The following is a 19786-nucleotide window of genomic DNA, read 5'->3' on the forward strand; positions in this document are numbered from 1 at the left end:
GTGCGGCATCCGGCAATCCTTGATGTGAGTACAGACAGCGACATCATCCGGCGCTCCGCCGACGACCCTGCCGCGTTCGCGGAGCTGTTCGAGCGGCACGCCCGCGTGATCGGCGGGTTCGCGGCACGCCGGGTGGGCAGTGACGCCGCGGAGGACGTGCTGAGCGAGACGATGCTCATCGCGTTCCGGCGGCGTCGCGACTTCGACACGGCGTGGGAGTCGGCGAAGCCGTGGCTGCTCGGCATCGCGTCGCGGGTGATCAAGAAGCATCGCGCCGACGAGGCGCGTCAGTGGCGCTCGTTCGAGGCGTCGGCGTCGCGCGGAGAGCACTCCAGCGACGGTGCGCTGGACGCCGCCGCCGAGCGCGCCGACGCGTCCGCCGCGGTGCGGGCGCTCGCGCCGCGCATCGCCGCACTGGCGGCGCGCGACCGCGAGACGCTGCTGCTGTACGCGTGGGCGGACCTCACGTACGACGAGATCGCCGTGGCCCTCGGCATCCCCGTCGGCACGGTGAGGTCACGCCTGAACCGGGTGCGACGCAAGCTCGCACCGCCCGGATCGCACGCGTCCGTCCGGCTCACGTGGATTGCGAAGGAGGAGACCGATGGAGCTTATGGAACGAGTGCGTGAGATCGGGGCGGACGCCCCGGCAGTGCCGGACGCCGGTGTCGACGCGGCGCGGATCGCGCTGCTGCGCGAGATCGCCCGCGAGGAGCGGGTGGATGCCGCCCCCCGGCGCCGCCGGACGGTCCGGTGGATCGGCGGGTCGGCGCTCGCCGGCGGGATGGCGGCGACGGCGCTCGTCGTGGGGCTGGTGATGGTGCCCGCGACGGCGCCGACGGCATCGGCGGCGGCCGTCGTCCTGGAGCAGGCGGCCGTCGCCACCATCCGGACAGCCGACACGCCCGTGCCGACGGGAAGTTACACGCGCATCGACACCGCGTTCACGTGGGCGGCGACATACGACACGGGAATGCCGGCGGGAGCGGAGTTCAACAGCGCGCTCCGCGAGGACGCGGACGCCGTGCTGCTGATCCAGGACGAGTCGAGCGTGTACGTGCCGTCCGACCCCGACGGCGAGTGGGTACGCGAGCGTGACCCGTACCGCGTGGCGGAGGCGTCGGGGCCGCTGTCGTCCGCGGCGGTCGAGGCGTGGGAGCGCGAGCGTGCGCCCGCGACCGCGGACCTCGCGGGCGTCACTCGCTACCCGGGCGGCGTCGTCGAGGGTGGGCGGGACGGCGACGCGGTCACGTACCATCTGGACGGCCGCGAGGCATTCGCGAACATGCCCTCCGATCCGGACGGCGTCGTCGCGTGGTTCGAGGACCGGTACGGCGCAGAAGGCGAGTCGGACGGCATCGCCCACTTCTTCGTCGAGACGCTGGGGGACCTGATGTCGTTCAACCTCGCTCCGGCCGACGCCCGGGCCGGCATGCTCCGCGCGTTCGCGTCGCTCCCCGGGGTGGAGGTGGTGACGACCGACGGCGAGCTCACGACGCTCGCCTACGAGCAGCCCTTCGAGGCCGGCCCCGCGCGCGTGGAGTTCGTGCTCGACACCGCGCGCGGCTACATCGTTCAGGCGACGCACTGGGGCATGGGGGAGTACGACGAGCCCGTCGCCTTCGACGGCATGCCGAGCTGGCAGAGCCGGACGATCTCGACCGTCTCGGTCGTCGACTCCGCGCCCTGACCTTCACCCTGAACTCGAGGGTGAACCGACCTCGGCGGCCGGTCCCGCCGACACCCGGCGGGGCCGGCCGCGGTGTCTGCGGTCGTCCGTAGACTCGTTGCGTGGCATCCGATTCCTTCGTTCATCTGCACGTCCACAGCGAGTACTCGATGCTCGACGGAGCGGCCAAGATCGGCGCGATGACGCAGGCGGCTGCCGAGTACGGGATGCCGGCGATCGCGGTCACCGACCACGGCAACACCTTCGCCGCGTTCGAGTTCTACCGGGCCGCGCAGGCGGCCGGCGTCAACCCGATCATCGGCCTCGAGGCCTACGTCACGCCCGGCACGCACCGCAGTGACAAGTCGCGGGTGGCCTGGGGGTCGCCCGAGCAGAAGAGCGACGACGTGTCGGGTTCCGGCGCGTACACGCACATGACGCTGTGGAGCGAGAACACGGCGGGCATGCACAATCTGTTCCGCCTCAGCTCGCTGTCGAGCATGGAAGGCTACTACTTCAAGCCCCGCATGGACCGCGAGCTCCTGCAGACCTACGGCAAGGGACTCATCGCGACGACAGGCTGCCCGTCCGGCGAGGTGCAGACCCGGCTCCGGCTCGGCCAATACGACGCGGCGCGCGCGGCGGCGGCGGAGTTCCAGGACATCTTCGGCAAAGAGAACTACTTCGCCGAGATCATGGACCACGGCCTGTCGATCGAGCGCCGGATCATGACCGACCTGCTGCGCCTCGCGAAGGACCTGGACATCCCGCTGGTCGCCACCAACGACTCGCACTACACCCACCAGCATGAGGCCGACGCGCACGCGGCGCTGCTGTGCGTGCAGTCCGGCTCGACGCTCGACGATCCCAACCGGTTCAAGTTCGACGGTGACGGGTACTACATCAAGACCGCGCAAGAGATGCGGCAGCTCTTCCGCGACCACCCCGAGGCGTGCGACAACACGCTGCTGATCGCCGAGCGCTGCCAGGTGGAGTTCAACACCTCGGCGAACTACATGCCGCGCTTCCCGGTCCCCGACGGCGAGACCGAAGACAGCTGGCTCATCAAAGAGGTCGAGCGCGGCCTGCACTACCGGTACCCCGAGGGCATCCCCGACAAGGTGCGCAAGCAGGCGGAGTACGAGACCGGCATCATCCTGCAGATGGGCTTCCCCGGCTACTTCCTCGTGGTCGCCGACTTCATCAACTGGGCGAAGGACAACGGGATCCGCGTGGGCCCGGGCCGCGGCTCGGGCGCAGGCTCCATGGTCGCCTACGCCATGAAGATCACCGACCTCGACCCGCTCGAGCACGGCCTCATCTTCGAGCGCTTCCTCAACCCCGACCGCGTCTCGATGCCCGACTTCGACGTCGACTTCGACGACCGTCGCCGTGGCGAGGTGATCGACTACGTCACGGCGAAGTACGGCTCCGAGCGCGTCGCGCAGATCGTCACGTACGGCACGATCAAGTCGAAGCAGGCGCTGAAGGACGCGGGCCGCGTGCTCGGCTTCCCGTTCAGCATGGGGGAGCGGCTCACCAAGGCGATGCCCCCGGCGGTGATGGGCAAGGACATGCCGCTGGACGGCATGTTCGACCCCCAGCATCCCCGGTACAAAGAGGCGGTCGAGTTCCGCACCCTCATCGAGACGGATCCCGAGGCGAAGACGGTCTTCGACCGCGCCCTCGGGCTCGAGGGTCTGAAGCGGCAGTGGGGCGTGCACGCCGCGGGCGTGATCATGTCGTCCGAGCCGCTGCTCGACATCATCCCGATCATGCGGCGCGAGCAGGACGGCCAGATCGTCACGCAGTTCGACTACCCGTCGTGCGAGACGCTCGGCCTCATCAAGATGGACTTCCTGGGGCTGCGAAACCTCACGATCATCTCGGACGCCCTCGACAACATCCGCCTCAACCGCGGCGAAGAGCTCGACCTCGAGCACCTGGCGCTCGACGACCGCCCCGCCTACGACCTGCTCACCCGCGGCGACACGCTCGGCGTGTTCCAGCTCGACGGCGGGCCGATGAGATCGCTCCTGCGGCTCATGAAGCCCGACAACTTCGAAGACGTCTCGGCCGTCATCGCGCTGTACCGCCCCGGCCCCATGGGTGCGAACTCGCACACGAACTACGCGCTGCGCAAGAACGGACTGCAGCCGGTCACGCCCATCCATCCGGAGCTCGAGGAGCCGTTGAAGGACATCCTCGACATCAGCTACGGCCTGATCATCTATCAGGAGCAGGTCATGGCCATCGCGCAGAAGGTCGCCGGCTTCTCGCTCGGCCAAGCAGACATCCTGCGTCGCGCGATGGGCAAGAAGAAGAAGTCCGAGCTCGACAAGCAGTACGAGGGCTTCTCAGGAGGCATGAAGGAGCGCGGCTTCGGCGACGGCGCGATCCAGGCGCTGTGGGACATCCTGCTGCCCTTCTCGGACTACGCGTTCAACAAGGCGCACTCCGCCGCCTACGGCCTGGTCTCGTACTGGACCGCGTATCTGAAGGCGCACTACCCCGCCGAGTACATGGCCGCGCTGCTCACCAGCGTCGGCGACTCGAAGGACAAGATGGCGGTGTACCTCAACGAGTGCCGCCGCATGGGGATCAAGGTGCTGCCGCCCGACGTCGGGCAGTCCATCCGGTACTTCGCGGCCGTCGGCGAAGACATCCGCTTCGGCCTCGGCGCCGTCCGCAACGTCGGCGCCAACGTCGTCGACGGCATCGTCGCGGCGCGCAGCGAGGGCGGGTACACGAGCTTCCACGACTTCCTGTCGAAGGTGCCCGTGCACGTCGCCAACAAGCGGACGGTCGAATCGCTCATCAAGGCCGGCGCGTTCGACTCGCTCGGCTCGACCCGTCGCGCCCTCATGGAGATCCACGAGGACGCCACGGAGGCCGCCGTGCTCGACAAGCGCCGCGAGGCCAACGGCGAGGTCGGCTTCGACTTCGACGCGCTGTGGGGCGACGACGAGCCGCAGCAGTCGGCGAAGGTGCCGGAGCGTCCGGAGTGGACCAAGAAGGACAAGCTGGCCTTCGAGCGCGAGATGCTGGGCCTGTACGTGTCGGATCACCCGCTCGCGGGGCTGGAGATCCCGCTCGCGAAGCACGCGTCGACGAACATCCACGATCTGCTCGCATCCGAAGACATCGCCGACGGCGAGATGGTCACCATCGCGGGTCTCGTGACCAGCGTCCAGCACCGCGTCGCCAAGCAGAGCGGCAACCCGTACGGCATGATCACGGTCGAGGACTTCGACGGCGAGATCACGGTCATGTTCATGGGCAAGACCTACACCGAGTTCCAGCACATGCTGGTGGCCGACTCGATCCTCGTGGTCCGCGGCCGCGTCTCGCGCCGCGACGACGGCATGAATCTGCACGCGCAGTCGGCTTTCAGCCCGGACCTGGGGGCGATGGACGAATCCAGCGGTCTCGTTCTGCTGATGCCCGAGCGACGCGCGAGCGAGGCGGTGATCGGCGAGCTGCTGCAGACGCTGCAACGGCACGCGGGCGACACCGAGGTGTCGCTCAAGCTCCACAGCGGGTCGGTCGCGAAGGTCTTCGAGGTGCCGCATCCGGTGCGCATCACGCCGGATCTGTACGGCGAGCTCAAGGGCCTGCTCGGCCCGCAATGTCTGGGCTGAGCACGTCGGCACCGCGTGACGACGTGCGTCGCGCGGTGCATCGGATCTCATCGGCGTCTCATACGCCGTGGGTAATATCAGGGCGAAACGGGCCTCGGGAGCCCGCCGGAAGGGATGATCGTGACGGACGAGTACACCGACGAGAGCAGGCGCGAGGACGCCGCAGACGCAGCGGCTTCGGCCGACACGATCGCCGCAGACGATGTCGCGGCCCACGACACCGCCGCCCCGGCGCAAGCGCCGCAGTACGGCGTCGGCCCCTTCTCGATCCGTGAGGTGTCGCTCGCCGGTGCCTGGCTGATCGCGTTCATCGCCTCGTTCTTCCCCGTCTACGGTGAGATCGGCAGCGGCATCACCGTGTGGGGGAGCGGCATCGACTGGGTGCTGACCATCGGCGTGCCCACGGTCGCGATCTTCCTCATCGTGCTGCGCCGGCTGTCGCCCCAGGGCATCCGACGGGTCGGCTCGCTCGCCATCGACCAGTTCGCCTCAGTCGCCTTCTCAGTCGCCACGGTCCTCTGGCTCGCCATCATCTGGAACTCCTTCGTCACCTTCCTGGGCGGCCGCGTCTTCGCCGGCACGTGGGTCGTGTGGGTCGAGTTCGTCATGATGCTCGCGGGCGTGTTCCTCACGGTGCTCGCACCGTTCATCCCGCCGTTCTCCGAGGACTTCGTCGGTCGCGCCGAGATTCCGGCGCATCGTGTGGCCCGCCCCGTGCGTGCGGTCTCGCCTCGTCCTGCCGCCCCTATCGCCGTCGCGTCCGCCGAGGCTCAGGCGCCTGAGGCCCCGCTCGTCTACGCCGACTACACCGCATCCGCGGAGTCGGCCGCCGAAGCGGCAGCGGCAGGCCAGGCCGACCCGGCACCCTACTGGGACGCCGACGGCGACGTCGTCGGCGCGGATTCCCGCCCCGGCGCAGAGGCACCCACCGCGGTGATGTCGACGGTCACGGCGGCGGAGTACGCGGAGTCCGCGCCGGAGAGAACCGCAGAGCCCGAGCCGGTCGCCGAGATCCAGCCTGAGCCGGAGGTCGCCTCCGAACCCCAGTCCGAGCCCGCCGTCGAAACCCCCGCAGAGTCCGAGGCCACGCCCGAGACGGCTTCGGAGCCCGAGCCGACGGCGGCGCCGCAGCACCAGGCCTTCTGGGCCCTCGTGCCCGAGGAGCGCGACATCGTCGACGAGATCGGCATCCCGGTGTTCCGCATCGGGCCGACCGCGTGGGCTCTCGTGATCGAGGATCGCGGAGAGGTCTTCGTGGTGCGCCACGAGGACGGCCGGATCGGCTACCTGCACGACGTCTCGGGCGTCACGCGCGGCTGAGAGGGGGCGCCCGCGCGGTACCGTAGACGGATGCTCCGGACGATCGACCTGCGCGGGCGCGCCCTGACGCCCGCCGAACTGCTCGCGACCGTTCCCCGTGCCACCGCGGCGCGGCAAGAGGCCTTCTCGACGGCGGCGCAGATCGTCGACGATGTGGCCGCGCGTGGCGAGGCGGCCCTGCGCGAGCAGGCCGAGCGCTTCGACGGCGCGGTGGGTCACGCCATCCGCGTGCCCGACTCGCACCTCGACGAGGCGCTCGACACGCTCGATCCCGCGGTCCGTGCCGCGCTCGAGCAGGCGATCGCGCGGGTGCGCGAAGCCTCGGCGGCGCAGGTGCCCCCGCCGGTCGTGACAGAGCTCGGCCCCGGTGCCCGCGTACTGCAGCGCTGGCAGCCGGTCCAGCGGGTGGGGCTGTACGTGCCCGGCGGCAAGGCGGTCTACCCGTCGAGCGTCGTCATGAACGTCGTGCCCGCCCAGGTGGCGGGAGTGGCCGAGATCGCGCTGGCGTCGCCGCCGCAGCGAGAGTTCGGGGGTCGCGTGCACCCGGTGATCCTGGGGGCGGCCAAGCTCCTCGGTGTCACCGAGGTCTACGCGATGGGCGGGGCCGGCGCGATCGGCGCCCTCGCCCACGGCGTGGCCGAACTCGACCTCGCACCCGTCGACGTCGTCACCGGACCCGGCAACAACTTCGTCGCCGCCGCCAAGCGCGCGGTCGCCGGACTCGTCGGCACGGACGCCGAAGCCGGTGCCACCGAGATCCTCATCGTGGCCGACGACAGCGCCGATGCCCGGCTCGTCGCCGCCGACCTCATCAGTCAGGCCGAGCACGACGAGCAGGCATCCGCCGTGCTCGTCACGGACTCGGCGCGCCTCGCCGACGACGTGATCGCCGCGATCGCTCCGCGCGCCGCGGCGACCCGCCACGCCGAGCGCGTCGCCGCGGCCCTCGCGGGGCCGCAATCGGCCGTCGTCCTCGTCGACGACCTCGCCACGGCGACCGCGTTCAGCAACGCGTACGCGCCCGAGCACCTCGAGCTGCATCTCGCCGACCCCCGGGTCGATGAGTTCGTGCACGCCGGCGCGGTGTTCGTCGGCCCGGATTCGCCGGTGAGCCTCGGAGACTACCTGGCCGGCAGCAACCACGTCCTGCCGACCGGCGGCCAGGCGCGATACTCGTCCGGCCTGTCCGCCGCGACCTTCCTGCGCCCGCAGCAGGTCATCGAGTACGACCGTGCCGCCCTCGCCGAGGTGCGGGACGCCATCGTCACCCTCGCTGAGGCCGAGGCCCTGCCCGCGCACGGCGAGGCCGTCGCCGCGCGTTTCGACGCGGCATCCACTCGTCCGGCGGGTGCCGCGCCCGTCCCCGGAGTCCCGGCGTAGGCTGAAGACCTCATGCACTGCCCGTTCTGCCGCCACGCCGACTCGCGCGTCATCGACTCGCGCACGAGCGACGACGGCCTCAGCATCCGCCGGCGTCGTCAGTGCCCCGAATGCGGTGGGCGGTTCACCACGATCGAGACGGCGAGCCTCAACGTGATCAAGCGCTCCGGCGTGATCGAGCCGTTCAGCCGCGAGAAGGTGATGTCCGGTGTGCGCAAGGCCTGCCAGGGACGCCCGGTCACCGACGCCGATCTCGCGGTGCTCGCACAGACGGTGGAAGAGAGCATCCGCCAGACCGGTGCGTCGCAACTCGACGCCAACGAGATCGGCCTGGCGATCCTGAGGCCGCTGCGCGACCTCGACGAGGTCGCATACCTGCGGTTCGCGAGCGTCTACCAGGCGTTCGACTCGCTCGAAGACTTCGAGTCCGCGATCGAGCAGCTGCGCGTCGACCATCGCCGGGCGGCCGCAGACCGGGTCGACGAGACGTCACCCGCTGAAGCCTGAGCCGCACCGCCCGATAGCCTAGAGGGGATGTATCCCCTTCTCTTCCGCACCGTTCTGTCGCGCATGGACCCCGAGTCCGCCCACCACGCTGCGATGCTCGTCATCCGCGTCCTCGGCGTCCCGCCCTTCTCGTGGGCGGCGCGCGCCGTGACACGGCCTGCCCCCGAGCTCGCGACGACCGCCCTCGGCCTGCGCTTCGACTCGCCGTTCGGCGTCGCGGCCGGCTTCGACAAGGACGTGAAGGGCGCCGCCGGACTCCACGCACTGGGCTTCGGCCACGTCGAGGTCGGCACCGTCACTGCGATCCCGCAGGACGGCAACCCCCGTCCGCGCCTGTTCCGCCTGATCCCCGATCGTGCGGTCGTGAACCGCATGGGCTTCAACAACCACGGCGCCGAGGCGGCCGCGGTCCGGCTGCGCAAGCTCCGCAAGCGCGCCCGTCGCGCCGTGCTCGGCGTCAACATCGGCAAGAGCCGCGTGGTGGACGTCGCCGACGCCACCGCCGACTACGTCCGCAGCGCGACGCTGCTGGCTCCGCTGGCCGACTATCTCGTCGTCAACGTGTCGTCGCCGAACACCCCGGGGCTGCGCGGCCTCCAGGCCGTCGAGACCCTGCGTCCGCTGCTGGAGGCCGTCCACACCGCCGCCGGTGCGACACCGCTTCTCGTCAAGATCGCGCCCGACCTGCCCGACGACGAGATCGCCGCGATCGCACAGCTGGCCGTCGACGCGGGGCTCGCCGGCATCATCGCCACCAACACGACGATCTCACGCGAGGGGCTCGCGACCGACGCCGCGACGGTCGCGGCAGCGGGCGACGGCGGGCTGTCGGGTGCGCCGCTCAAGGCGCGCTCGCTCGAGGTGCTGTGGCTGCTGCGGGCCACCGTGCCCGCCGGGTTCTGCGTCATCTCGGTCGGCGGTGTCGAGACCGCCGCGGACGTGCAGGAGAGGGTGGATGCCGGAGCCGACCTCGTCCAGGGCTACACGGCGTTCCTCTACCGCGGACCGCTGTGGGCGCGACAGATCAATCGCGGGCTCCGCGCACAGCGCTGAGCCCGCGACAGCGGGGGAGCGCGGTCAGGCCGGCTTCTGGCCGCGCTTGACCTGAGGCTTCGGCAGGCGCAGGAACCGCATCTGCACCGTGCGCATCGCGGCGTACCAGCCGAGCCCCTTCTCGATCTTGTCGGCGCCGAACTTCTTCTTCACGGCGCGCTTCACGAGGATCGAGGTCAGGATCATGTCGCCGATGACGAAGATGATGAAGACCCACAGACCCACGAACGCGTAGAACTGCAGTGCGGGGATGTTGACGAACGTCGCGAGGATCACGAGCACCATCGCGGGCATCACGATCTCGCCGAGGTGCCAGCCGGCGTCGACCCAGTCGCGCACGAACTTGCGCTGCGCACCCTGGTCGCGCGCGGGAAGGTAGCGCGGGTCGCCGTTGGCCATGCCGATGCGCGCCTTCTCGCGCTGAGAGGCGAGGTCGGCCTTCGCGCGGGCCTTCGCCTCTTTGGTGTCGGGCACGAGCGGACGCTTGCGAGCGGCCTCCTGGGCGGCTCGGCTGGGAGTGGCGCGGCCCTTTCCGACGGGTTCGCCGTTCAGGACGGTGCCCTCGGAAGGTGCGTCGTTCGGCGCGGGTGCGGAGTTCTTGGCCACGGCTGATCCTCGGGATGCGAAAGAAAGGGTGCCCTTAAGATTACCCGCATGACCTCTGAGCTCTCCCGACAGGAGGCTGTGCGTGAAGCCGCGGCCTCCGGCATCCCTTCCGCTCTCGCCGATCTCGGCGGACTCGTGCGGATCCCCTCGATCGCATTCCCCGGTTTCGACCCGTCACAGGTGCAGCGCAGCGCCGAGGCGGTCGCGGGACTCGTGCGCGAGACCGGGCTGTTCGAGACCGTCGAGATCCGCACGGCGGCGATCCCCGAGACGGGGGAGCAGGGCAACCCGGCCGTGCTGGCCACCCGCGCCGCGCGCAACGGGCGGCCGACCATCCTGCTCTACGCGCACCACGATGTGCAGCCGGTGGGCGACGAGGCGGTCTGGGACTCGCCGCCCTTCGAGCCGACGGTCCGCGACGGACGCCTGTACGGGCGCGGCGCGGCCGACGACAAGGCCGGCATCATGGCGCACATCGCCGCGCTGCGCGCGCTGAAAGAGGCTCTCGGCGCGGACTTCGACCTGGGCGTGGTGCTCTTCTTCGAGGGGGAGGAAGAGGCGGGCTCGCGCTCGTTCGCCCAGTTCCTCTCCGACAACGCCGACGCCCTGCGTGCCGACGTCATCGTGGTCGCCGATTCCGGCAACTGGGACGACAGGACGCCCGCGCTCACGGTGTCGCTGCGCGGCAACACGCGCTTCACGCTGCGCGTGCGCACCCTCGAGCACGCCTCGCACTCCGGCATGTTCGGCGGCGCGGTGCCCGACGCCATGATGGCCACCGTCAAGCTGCTCTCGACGCTGTGGGACGACGACGGCGCCGTGGCCGTCGCCGGAATGACCGAACGGGATGCCGTCACGCCCGAGTACACCGAAGAGACGCTGCGCGACGAGTCCGGACTGCCGGCGGGCGTCTCGCCCGCCGGCACGGGCACGATACTGAGCCGCATCTGGAACAAGCCGTCCATCACGGTGACCGGGATCGACGCGCCCAGCGTCGTCAACGCCTCGAACACGCTCAGCCCCGAGATCACCGTGGTCATCAGCGCACGCGTCGCGCCCGGGCAGACCGCTCGCGAGGCGTACGGCGCGATCGAGGCGCACCTGCGTGCGCACGCGCCGTTCGGGGCGCAGCTGGAGTTCACCGACCAGGACTACGGCAACCCCTTCCTGGTCGACACGTCGGGATGGGCTGTCGAGGCTGCGCGCGAAGCGCTGCACGAGGGCTACGGCGTCGAGCCGGTCGACATCGGCGTCGGGGGATCGATCCCGTTCATCGCGGATCTGGTGCGCGAGTTCCCCGGAGCCCAGATCCTCGTGACCGGCGTCGAGGACCCGCACGCGCGCGCGCACAGCCCCAACGAGTCGCTGCACCTGGAGACGTTCCGCAACGCGGTGCTGTCGGAGGCGCTGCTGCTGGAGAAGCTCGACGCGCGCGAGGCAGGTGCCTGATCGGACGCATTCAGGCCGACCGGCGGCGGGCACGCGTAGAATCGAGGCATCCCGCCGCCGGCAGTGGATGAAGGATCCAGGCGGCCCGTCCGGAGGAGTGCCATGACCGACACCGCACTGACGACCGAGCAGACCGCTCGCGACCACGGCGTTCTGCTGACCGACGCCGCCGCGGGCAAGGTCAAGAACCTGCTGGAGCAGGAGGGCCGCGACGACCTGCGTCTGCGCGTCGCCGTCCAGCCCGGCGGCTGCAGCGGCCTGATCTACCAGCTGTACTTCGACGAGCGCTATCTCGACGGCGACAAGACGGTGGACTTCGACGGCGTCGAGGTGATCGTCGACGACATGAGCGTTCCGTACCTCGACGGCGCGACGATCGACTTCAAGGACACCATCTCCGAGCAGGGTTTCACGATCGACAACCCCAACGCCGCCGGCTCGTGCGCCTGCGGCGACAGCTTCCACTGATCAGCCGGCGATCCGAATCTTTTGCGGCGGGTCCGAGCGCTCCGAATGGCGCTCGGGCCCGCCGTTTTCGCGCCCGCCGACACGATTCAACCTGGGCGGATGGCCTGAATCCCCTGGACGCTTGCCCTAGACTGGCGGGAGTCCTGTTCGTGATCGGAAAGGTGCACCGTGCCTTCGAAACGCCGTATCCGCTGGGCCGTTCTCCCCATCGGGGTCGCGACGGCTGCAGTCCTCGCCGGATGCACCCCCACCGAGCTGCACGGCTTCCTCCCCGGGTTCACCGAAGACGGCCAGGCGGCCACCAACCACACCGACATGGTCGCCGGGCTGTGGGTCAACTCGTGGATCGTCCTGCTGATCGTCGGCGTCATCACCTGGGGTCTCATGGGCTGGGCGGCGATCGCGTACCGCCGCCGCAAGGGACAGACCGGTCTTCCCGTGCAGCTGCGGTACAACATGCCGATCGAGATCTTCTACACGATCGTCCCGCTGATCCTCGTGATCGGGTTCTTCGCCTTCACGGCACGCGACCAGACGATCCTCGAGACGCAGTACACCGATGACCAGGCGGACGTCCAGATCACCGCGATCGGCAAGCAGTGGGCGTGGGACTTCCAGTACACCGGCGACACCGACGACGAGACCGTCTGGTCGATGGGCGTGCAGGCGCAGACCGATGCCAAGGGCGACATCGTCAACGAGCTGCCCACCCTGTACCTGCCGGTCGACAAGAAGGTGAAGATCACGCTCACCTCGCGCGACGTCATCCACTCCTTCTGGATCATCGACTTCCTCTACAAGAAGGACATGTACATCGGGAAGGACAACTTCTGGTCCTTCACCCCGACCCGCGAGGGCACCTATGCCGGCAAGTGCGCCGAGCTCTGCGGCGACTACCACTCGATGATGCTGTTCAACGTCAAGGTCGTGAGCGACGCCGAGTACGAGGAGTACCTCGACTCGCTGCGCGACGCCGGCCAGACGGGCGACATCAACGACGCTTACGACCGACTGCAGAACCTCCCGGGTACGGGCGGATCCGTGAATGAGAACGTGGAAGAGGTGGACCACTGATGGCGACGACGCTCCCTCTCCAGGAGACGTCCCAGGGGCGTCCGACGACCCTGCCGCCGCGGCAGGCGGCCCTGCTCAGCGCAACGCGCGTCGAGCAGAAGGGCAACATCATCGTCAAGTGGATCACCTCCACCGACCACAAGACGATCGGCTACATGTACCTGATCGCGTCCGTGATCTTCTTCCTCCTCGGGGGAGTCATGGCGCTGATCATCCGTGCCGAGCTTTTCGAGCCCGGCATGCAGATCGTGCCGACTAAAGAGCAGTACAACCAGCTCTTCACGATGCACGGCACGATCATGCTGCTCATGTTCGCGACCCCGCTGTTCGCCGGCTTCGCGAACGCGATCCTGCCGCTGCAGATCGGTGCGCCTGACGTCGCGTTCCCGCGTCTGAACGCCTTTGCGTTCTGGCTGTTCCTGTTCGGCTCGACCATCGCCGTCGCCGGCTTCCTCACGCCGCAGGGCGCGGCCGCGTTCGGCTGGTTCGCCTATCAGCCTCTCGCGAACGCCTCGTTCTCGCCTGGCGCGGGCGGCAACCTGTGGATGCTCGGCCTCGGCATGAGCGGTTTCGGCACGATCCTCGGTGCGGTGAACTTCATCACGACGATCATCACGATGCGTGCCCCAGGCATGACCATGTGGCGCATGCCGATCTTCTCGTGGAACACGCTGATCACCAGCATCCTGATCCTGATGGCGTTCCCGGTGCTCGCCGCGGCCATCCTCGCTGCTGCCGCCGACCGCGTGCTCGGCGCCCACATCTACGATCCGGCCAACGGCGGTGTCCTGCTGTGGCAGCACCTGTTCTGGTTCTTCGGCCACCCCGAGGTGTACATCATCGCGCTGCCGTTCTTCGGCATCGTCTCGGAGATCTTCCCGGTCTTCAGCCGCAAGCCGATCTTCGGCTACAAGACGCTCGTCTACGCGACGATCGCGATCGCGGCCCTGTCGGTCGCGGTGTGGGCGCACCACATGTACGTCACCGGCGCGGTGCTGCTGCCGTTCTTCGCGCTGATGACGATGCTCATCGCGGTGCCGACGGGCGTGAAGATCTTCAACTGGATCGGCACGCTCTGGCGAGGCTCGGTCACGTTCGAGACGCCCATGGTGTTCGCGCTCGGCTTCCTGGTGTCGTTCGTCTTCGGTGGTCTCACCGGTGTCATCCTCGCCTCGCCGCCGCTGGACTTCGCGCTGTCGGACTCGTACTTCGTCGTCGCGCACTTCCACTACGTAGTGTTCGGAACCGTCGTCTTCGCGATGTTCGCGGGCTTCTACTTCTGGTGGCCCAAGTGGACCGGTCGCATGCTCAACGAGCGTCTCGGCTACGTGCACTTCTGGATGCTGTTCATCGGCTTCCACATGACGTTCCTCATCCAGCACTGGCTCGGTGTGGACGGCATGGTCCGCCGTTACGCCGACTACTCGGCCGCAGATGGCTGGACGTGGCAGAACCAGGTCTCGACGATCGGCGCCTTCATCCTGGGCGCGTCCATGATCCCGTTCCTGTTCAACGTGTGGATCACGGCCCGCAAGGCGCCCAAGGTCACCGTCAACGACCCGTGGGGCTACGGCGCGTCGCTCGAGTGGGCGACGTCCTGCCCGCCGCCGCGACACAACTTCACGTCGATCCCGCGCATCCGCAGCGAGCGGCCCGCGTTCGACCTGAACCACCCGGAGGCGGCCGAGTCGCCGGTCCTCGTCGGCGCCGAGGGAGAGGCCAAGTAAGTGCGCACCAACACCGGACTCTGGTGGCTCCTGTCGGGCTTCTTCTTCGTCGTCTTCGTGACGTACGTGGCGTGGAACATCCTCGCCCACGACCAGGGCGAGTGGTACCACCGCATCGAATGGGTGGGCAGCGTCGCGCTGCTGTTCTCGGCCCTGATGGGCGCGCTGATCGCCTTCTACGTCGGCCGCGTGCACAAGGCGCAGGGCGGCGAGCTGCCTGAGGACATCCTGACGTCCGACATCGACGACGGTGACCCCGAGCTCGGAGAGTTCAGCCCCTGGTCGTGGTGGCCCATCGTCCTCGCGTTCTCGGCGGCGCTGGGCATGATCGGCCTCGCCGTCGGTGCCTGGCTCATGCCCATCGGCATCGGCGTCTTCGTGATCGCGATCGTCGGCTGGGTGTACGAGTACTACCGCGGCTACTTCGCCCGCTGATCGGCCTGCAGCCGAGCTTCATGGCCTTCCGCCGCACGAGCGCGGGGACCCGTCTGTGACGGGGCCTCGCGCTCGTCTGCGTGCGGCCGCGCACTCCGACGTCGGCCCGCACCGTTCGATCAATCAGGATGCCGCCTTCACGGCTCCGTGGGGCGCCGCTGTGGCCGATGGGGTCGGGGGCGGCCCCGCCGGCGATCTCGCCGCTGCCGCGCTCGTCCACCGGATCGCCGCAGGCCGACCCGATGGCCTCGAGGCCGCGCAGCTGCAGACGGTCGTGCGCCTGGCGAACTGGGATCTGCGTGCGCATGTCGAGCGCGACCAGACGCTGAGCGGCATGGCGACGACGTTCACCGGTCTGTTCGCCTCCGCCGACGGTGACCTGCTCCTCGCCCACACCGGGGATTCGCGCGCGTACCGTCTGCGTGAGGGCGTTCTCGAGCAGCGCAGTCGTGACGACTCGCTCGTCCAGGCGCTCGTAGACCAGGGAGTCGTGACGATCGAGGATGCCGCCACGCACCCGCGTCGGAACGTCATCACGGCCTCGCTGAGCGGCGCGGACCGCGATGCCGCGAGCGTCACGGTCCAGAAGGCGGTCGCCGGCGATCGCTGGCTGCTGTGCAGTGACGGGCTCACCGACTACGTGCCGGTCGACGAGATCCGCGTGCGGCTGAGAGAGCACTCCGATCCTGCGGCCGCTGCTGCGGCATGCGTGGCGCTCGCGCTCGAGGCGGGAACTCGAGACAACGTCACCGCGGTCGTGTGCGACGTGATCGCAGACCACCTCGTCGCAGACACCGCGTCCGGCGGCGGACGCCCGCAGGCGTCGTTCTACGGCGCCGCCGCCGAACGATTCATGGAGGAGCTGGACTCCGCCTGATGGTGCGCGTCGTGGGCGCTCAGCCTGCGACAGGAGTGCGTACGACCATGACCTGGGCGTCGAAGACCCGGGGGAGTGCGCCCTCGTCGTTCTCGGTCGGCTGGCCCTCACGAACCCAGTACTCGTAGCCACCGATCATCTCGCGCACCGAGTACCCCAGCTTGGCGAACTCGACAGCGCCCTTCGCGCCGGCGTTGCATCCCGGGCTCCAGCAGTACACGACGACCGGCGTGCCGGCCGGGATCTCGCGGGGAGCGCGCTCGGCGATGTCGCGGTAGGGGATGTGCACGGCCCCTGACACACGGCCCTGAGCCCACGCCTCGTCGCCGCGCACGTCGACGAGGACGAAGCTCTCGCCGGCCTTCTGAGCGGCGTACACGTCCGAGGCGTCGGTTTCGAGGGCGAGCTTGGTGGAGAAGTACGTGAGTGCGTCGATCATGGATCCACCGTATGTCCGACGCCGCGGTGGACCTGTCTTCGGTGATGACAGAGACCGCCGGAATCCTGCCGAATCGGGGGAGCGGCCGCGGCGGTGCGTTCCGCGCCGCAACGACGGATGCCTCGGCACGATCCGGAAGATCGTGCCGAGGCATCCGTCGGCGAAGGAATCGACCCTACTGGTCGGACTCCTTCTCGCGGTTCTTCGGAGCCTTCGTGCCCGGCTCGGGCTCGGGGACGATGACGTTCGAGGGGCGGACGGCCGTCTCGGAGTTGTGTCCGTCGTCGATCGGCTTGTGCGGGGCATCGGGGACGCCGGCGCGCTCGTGCGCTCCCTGCAGCTCGAGATCCTCTTCGGCGGCCATGTGATCGAGGTCGTGGTGCTGGTGCGCCAGCGCCGCGTCGAGCTCGCCCTGCGTGACCGGGGTGAGGCGGTCCTCGAAGAACCACCGCGAGATGGAGGCGCGGAAGTTCTGGTGCCACGGGATGCGGCCCTTGGCGTTCGGACGCACCACAAGCGGCTCGTACGTGTCGAAGTCCGCGAGCTTGAAGCGCTCGTACTCGTCGACCGGCTGGTGCACCTCGATGAACTCGCCGCCCGGGAGACGCACGATGCGACCCGACTCGTAGCCGTGCAGAGCGATCTCACGGTCCTTCTTCTGCAGCGCGATGCAGATGCGCTTCGTGACGAAGTAGGCGACGATCGGCCCGAGGATCAGCAGTGCCTGCAGCGTGTGGATGACGCCTTCCATCGTGAGCCAGAAGTGGGTCGCGATGATGTCGGACGAGGCAGCCGCCCACATGACGGCGTACATCGTGACGCCCGCGGCGCCGATCGCGGTGCGCGTGGCCGCGTTGCGCGGACGCTGAGCGATGTGGTGCTCGCGCTTGTCGCCGGTGACCCACGCCTCGATGAAGGGGTAGATCAGAACCAGGATGATGAAGATGCCGATGACGCCGAGCGGCACGAGGATGTTGAACGACCACGTGCGGTTCAGGAACACGACCTCCCACCCCGGCGGGATGAGACGCAGCATGCCGTCGGCGAAGCCGATGTACCAGTCGGGCTGCGTACCGGCCGACACGGGGGACGGGTCGTACGGGCCGTAGTTCCAGATCGGGTTGATCGTGAAGAGCGAGGCGATGAGCACGATCACGCCGAACGTGATGAACAGGAAGCCGCCCATCTTCGACATGTAGACCGGCATCATCGGGTAGCCCACGACGACGCTGTTGGTGCGTCCGGCGCCCGCGAACTGCGTGTGCTTGTTGATCACCATCAGCATGAGGTGGACGACGAGCAGACCGACGAGGATCGCCGGCAGCAGCAGGATGTGCAGCGTGTAGAGGCGGCCGACGATCGCGGTGCCGGGGAACTCGCCGCCGAACAGCAGGAACGAGGTCCAGGTGCCGATCAGCGGAATGCCCTTGACCATGCCGTCGATGATGCGCAGGCCGTTGCCCGAGAGGACGTCGTCCGGGAGCGAGTAGCCGGTGAAGCCCTCGGCCATCGCGAGGATGAAGAGGATGAAGCCGATCACCCAGTTGAGCTCGCGCGGCTTGCGGAACGCACCGGTGAAGAACACGCGGAGCATGTGCACGCCGATGCCGGCGACGAAGACGAGCGCGGCCCAGTGGTGCATCTGACGGACGAGAAGACCGCCGCGGATGTCGAACGAGATGTTGAGCGTCGACGACATGGCCGCCGACATCTCGATTCCCCGCATCGGCAGGAACGCGCCGTTGTAGTGGGTCTCGACCATCGACGCCTGGAAGAAGAACGTGAGGAATGTTCCCGACAGCAGGACGACGACGAAGGCCCACAGGGCGATCTCGCCCAGCATGAACGACCAGTGGTCGGGGAAGATCTTGCGGCCGAGCTCCTTGACGAAGCCGGAAAGGCTCGTGCGCTCGTCGATGTAGTTCGCGGTGGCGCCGATGAAGCGGCCGCCGAGGGGCTTGTCGCGCCCGGTCGTCGACGCGGGTGCCACGGGAGCCTCAGGCTGCTCGGTGACGGTTGCGGTACTCAATGACGCTCCCAGAAGCTCGGGCCGACGGGTTCGGTGAAGTCGCTGCGCGCGACGAGGTAGCCCTCATCGTCGACGGTGATCGGCAGCTGCGGCAGCGGGCGGGCCGCCGGGCCGAAGATGACCTTGGCGTGGTCGGTGACGTCGAACTGCGACTGGTGGCACGGGCACAGCAGGTGATGGGTCTGCTGCTCGTACAGGGCGACGGGGCAGCCGACGTGCGTGCACACCTTGGAGTACGCGACGATGCCGTTGTACGACCACTCCTTGCGGTCCTCGCTCTCGACGAGCTGCTCGGGCAGCAGGCGGACCAGGAGGACGAGGGCCTTCGCCTTCTCTTCGAGGTAGCCGTCGCTGTGCGAGACGTCCGCGAGGGCCTCGGGGATGACGTGGACGGCCGAGCCGAGGGTGAGGTCCGAAGCCTTGATCGGCTCGCCCGACGGGTCGTGCGCGAGGCGCATGCCCTTCTTCCACATCGTGTGCTCGAGGAGGTACACCGGGTCGCCCGCGTGCGGGTTCTCGGGGGAGTTGAAGGGCGCGAGACCGCGGAACAGCACGACGCCGGGGACCACCGAGGCCACGAGGGCGGCGATGAGCGAGTTGCGGATCATGACGCGGCGCCCGAAGCCGGACTCCTCGTTCGCGTCGGCGAACGCCTTGATCGCGGCCTCACGCGTCGTGTCGCGGCCACGCGTCGCGTGACGCGGCTCCACGAACTCCTTGTCGGACATGACGGCCTTGGACCAGTGGATGGCACCGATGCCGATGGCCAGCAGCGCGAGCGCGATGCCGAGTCCGATGAAGAGGTTGTTGTGGCGGATGTCGATGATCCGTCCGCTCTCGATCGGGAAGAGCATGTAGGCGGCGACCGCCCAGATGCTGCCCGCGATCGAGAGGTAGAAGAGCGTGTAGACCGTGCGGACGGCCCGCTGCATGGCGGCCGGGTCCTTGTCGGTGACCCGCTCACGGTGCGGCGGGAGACCGGGATTGGTCACCGGGTCGCTGACCGCTACGGCGAGCCCGGGGGAGGGCTTCCAGGAAGCCCTCTCGTGCTCTAGCGGGTCGTCCTCGTGGGCCATGCTGCTCCTCAGTCGGTAATGCGTCTAGATGAAACG

The 19786-nt window shown here is 68.9% G+C and carries 17 protein-coding genes; 13 read left to right on the forward strand and 4 right to left on the reverse strand.

The features are described from left to right. The first annotated feature begins 24 nt into the window (after positions 1-24). From IF188_RS03400 to IF188_RS03430, 7 genes are all read left to right on the forward strand, one after another. Positions 25-630 (forward strand): RNA polymerase sigma factor, encoded by a 606-nt coding sequence (locus IF188_RS03400; RefSeq protein WP_191170396.1) that lies wholly within the window; start codon positions 25-27, stop codon positions 628-630. Beyond that, positions 605-1690 (forward strand): hypothetical protein, encoded by a 1086-nt coding sequence (locus IF188_RS03405; protein ID WP_191170397.1) that lies wholly within the window; start codon positions 605-607, stop codon positions 1688-1690. The genes IF188_RS03400 and IF188_RS03405 overlap by 26 nt, the downstream gene beginning before the upstream one ends. 149 nt (positions 1691-1839) lie before the next feature. Continuing rightward, entirely contained in the window at positions 1840-5310 is a 3471-nt protein-coding gene (dnaE, locus tag IF188_RS03410) for a DNA polymerase III subunit alpha (protein WP_396652740.1), read from the forward strand. Between the two features lie 114 nt (positions 5311-5424). Further along, positions 5425-6630: a hypothetical protein gene (locus IF188_RS03415; RefSeq protein ID WP_191170399.1), complete on the forward strand. Its 1206-nt coding sequence runs from the start codon at positions 5425-5427 to the stop codon at positions 6628-6630. A gap of 30 nt (positions 6631-6660) precedes the next feature. After that, entirely contained in the window at positions 6661-8010 is a 1350-nt protein-coding gene (gene hisD / locus IF188_RS03420) for a histidinol dehydrogenase (RefSeq protein ID WP_191170400.1), read from the forward strand. 12 nt (positions 8011-8022) lie between these two features. After that, positions 8023-8517, forward strand: a complete 495-nt coding sequence (gene nrdR / locus IF188_RS03425) for a transcriptional regulator NrdR (RefSeq protein ID WP_191170401.1) — start codon at positions 8023-8025, stop codon at positions 8515-8517. 27 nt (positions 8518-8544) lie between these two features. Beyond that, positions 8545-9570, forward strand: coding sequence for a quinone-dependent dihydroorotate dehydrogenase (locus IF188_RS03430; protein ID WP_191170402.1), 1026 nt, complete (start codon positions 8545-8547; stop codon positions 9568-9570). A 24-nt stretch (positions 9571-9594) separates the two neighbouring features. Here the strand turns inward: IF188_RS03430 and IF188_RS03435 are convergent, their stop codons facing one another. Then, entirely contained in the window at positions 9595-10176 is a 582-nt protein-coding gene (locus IF188_RS03435) for a DUF3043 domain-containing protein (RefSeq protein ID WP_191170403.1), read from the reverse strand. A 48-nt stretch (positions 10177-10224) separates the two neighbouring features. Here IF188_RS03435 and IF188_RS03440 point away from each other — a divergent pair, with 48 nt between their 5' ends. From IF188_RS03440 to IF188_RS03465, 6 genes are all read left to right on the forward strand, one after another. Next, positions 10225-11625, forward strand: a complete 1401-nt coding sequence (locus IF188_RS03440; RefSeq protein WP_191170404.1) for a dipeptidase — start codon at positions 10225-10227, stop codon at positions 11623-11625. A gap of 102 nt (positions 11626-11727) precedes the next feature. After that, a complete protein-coding gene (gene erpA / locus IF188_RS03445; RefSeq protein ID WP_141893508.1) occupies positions 11728-12093 on the forward strand; it encodes an iron-sulfur cluster insertion protein ErpA in 366 nt (121 codons plus the stop codon). A gap of 168 nt (positions 12094-12261) precedes the next feature. After that, complete coding sequence (gene ctaC / locus IF188_RS03450) at positions 12262-13167, forward strand: aa3-type cytochrome oxidase subunit II (protein ID WP_191170405.1); 906 nt, start codon at positions 12262-12264, stop codon at positions 13165-13167. After that, entirely contained in the window at positions 13167-14894 is a 1728-nt protein-coding gene (ctaD, locus tag IF188_RS03455; RefSeq protein WP_191170406.1) for an aa3-type cytochrome oxidase subunit I, read from the forward strand. The genes ctaC and ctaD overlap by 1 nt, the downstream gene beginning before the upstream one ends. Further along, positions 14895-15329, forward strand: a complete 435-nt coding sequence (gene ctaF, locus IF188_RS03460) for an aa3-type cytochrome oxidase subunit IV (protein ID WP_191170407.1) — start codon at positions 14895-14897, stop codon at positions 15327-15329. It begins immediately after the preceding gene. 55 nt (positions 15330-15384) lie between these two features. Then, positions 15385-16206: a PP2C family protein-serine/threonine phosphatase gene (locus tag IF188_RS03465; protein WP_191170408.1), complete on the forward strand. Its 822-nt coding sequence runs from the start codon at positions 15385-15387 to the stop codon at positions 16204-16206. A 19-nt stretch (positions 16207-16225) separates the two neighbouring features. Here the strand turns inward: IF188_RS03465 and IF188_RS03470 are convergent, their stop codons facing one another. From IF188_RS03470 to qcrA, 3 genes are all read right to left on the reverse strand, one after another. Then, on the reverse strand, positions 16226-16645 hold the full coding sequence (locus tag IF188_RS03470) for a rhodanese-like domain-containing protein (RefSeq protein WP_191170409.1): 420 nt from the start codon (positions 16643-16645) through the stop codon (positions 16226-16228). Between the two features lie 175 nt (positions 16646-16820). Continuing rightward, complete coding sequence (qcrB, locus tag IF188_RS03475) at positions 16821-18674, reverse strand: cytochrome bc1 complex cytochrome b subunit (RefSeq protein WP_224751404.1); 1854 nt, start codon at positions 18672-18674, stop codon at positions 16821-16823. Continuing rightward, entirely contained in the window at positions 18671-19750 is a 1080-nt protein-coding gene (gene qcrA / locus IF188_RS03480) for a cytochrome bc1 complex Rieske iron-sulfur subunit (RefSeq protein WP_191170410.1), read from the reverse strand. Before qcrA ends, qcrB begins: the two co-directional genes overlap by 4 nt. Positions 19751-19786: the final 36 nt, after the last annotated feature.

Origin of the sequence: Microbacterium helvum (genome assembly GCF_014779795.1) — a bacterium.
Taxonomy (GTDB): domain Bacteria; phylum Actinomycetota; class Actinomycetes; order Actinomycetales; family Microbacteriaceae; genus Microbacterium; species Microbacterium helvum.

Excerpts from the sequence above, each read along its gene's own strand:
- qcrA (WP_191170410.1), bottom strand. The coding sequence starts at position 19,750 with ATGGCCCACGAGGACGACCCGCTAGAGCACGAGAGGGCTTCCTGGAAG.
- nrdR (WP_191170401.1), top strand. The coding sequence starts at position 8,023 with ATGCACTGCCCGTTCTGCCGCCACGCCGACTCGCGCGTCATCGACTCG.
- dnaE (WP_396652740.1), top strand. The coding sequence starts at position 1,840 with ATGCTCGACGGAGCGGCCAAGATCGGCGCGATGACGCAGGCGGCTGCC.
- ctaD (WP_191170406.1), top strand. The coding sequence starts at position 13,167 with ATGGCGACGACGCTCCCTCTCCAGGAGACGTCCCAGGGGCGTCCGACG.
- IF188_RS03430 (WP_191170402.1), top strand. The coding sequence starts at position 8,545 with ATGTATCCCCTTCTCTTCCGCACCGTTCTGTCGCGCATGGACCCCGAG.
- erpA (WP_141893508.1), top strand. The coding sequence starts at position 11,728 with ATGACCGACACCGCACTGACGACCGAGCAGACCGCTCGCGACCACGGC.
- IF188_RS03405 (WP_191170397.1), top strand. The coding sequence starts at position 605 with ATGGAGCTTATGGAACGAGTGCGTGAGATCGGGGCGGACGCCCCGGCA.
- IF188_RS03415 (WP_191170399.1), top strand. The coding sequence starts at position 5,425 with ATGATCGTGACGGACGAGTACACCGACGAGAGCAGGCGCGAGGACGCC.
- IF188_RS03440 (WP_191170404.1), top strand. The coding sequence starts at position 10,225 with ATGACCTCTGAGCTCTCCCGACAGGAGGCTGTGCGTGAAGCCGCGGCC.
- hisD (WP_191170400.1), top strand. The coding sequence starts at position 6,661 with ATGCTCCGGACGATCGACCTGCGCGGGCGCGCCCTGACGCCCGCCGAA.
- IF188_RS03470 (WP_191170409.1), bottom strand. The coding sequence starts at position 16,645 with ATGATCGACGCACTCACGTACTTCTCCACCAAGCTCGCCCTCGAAACC.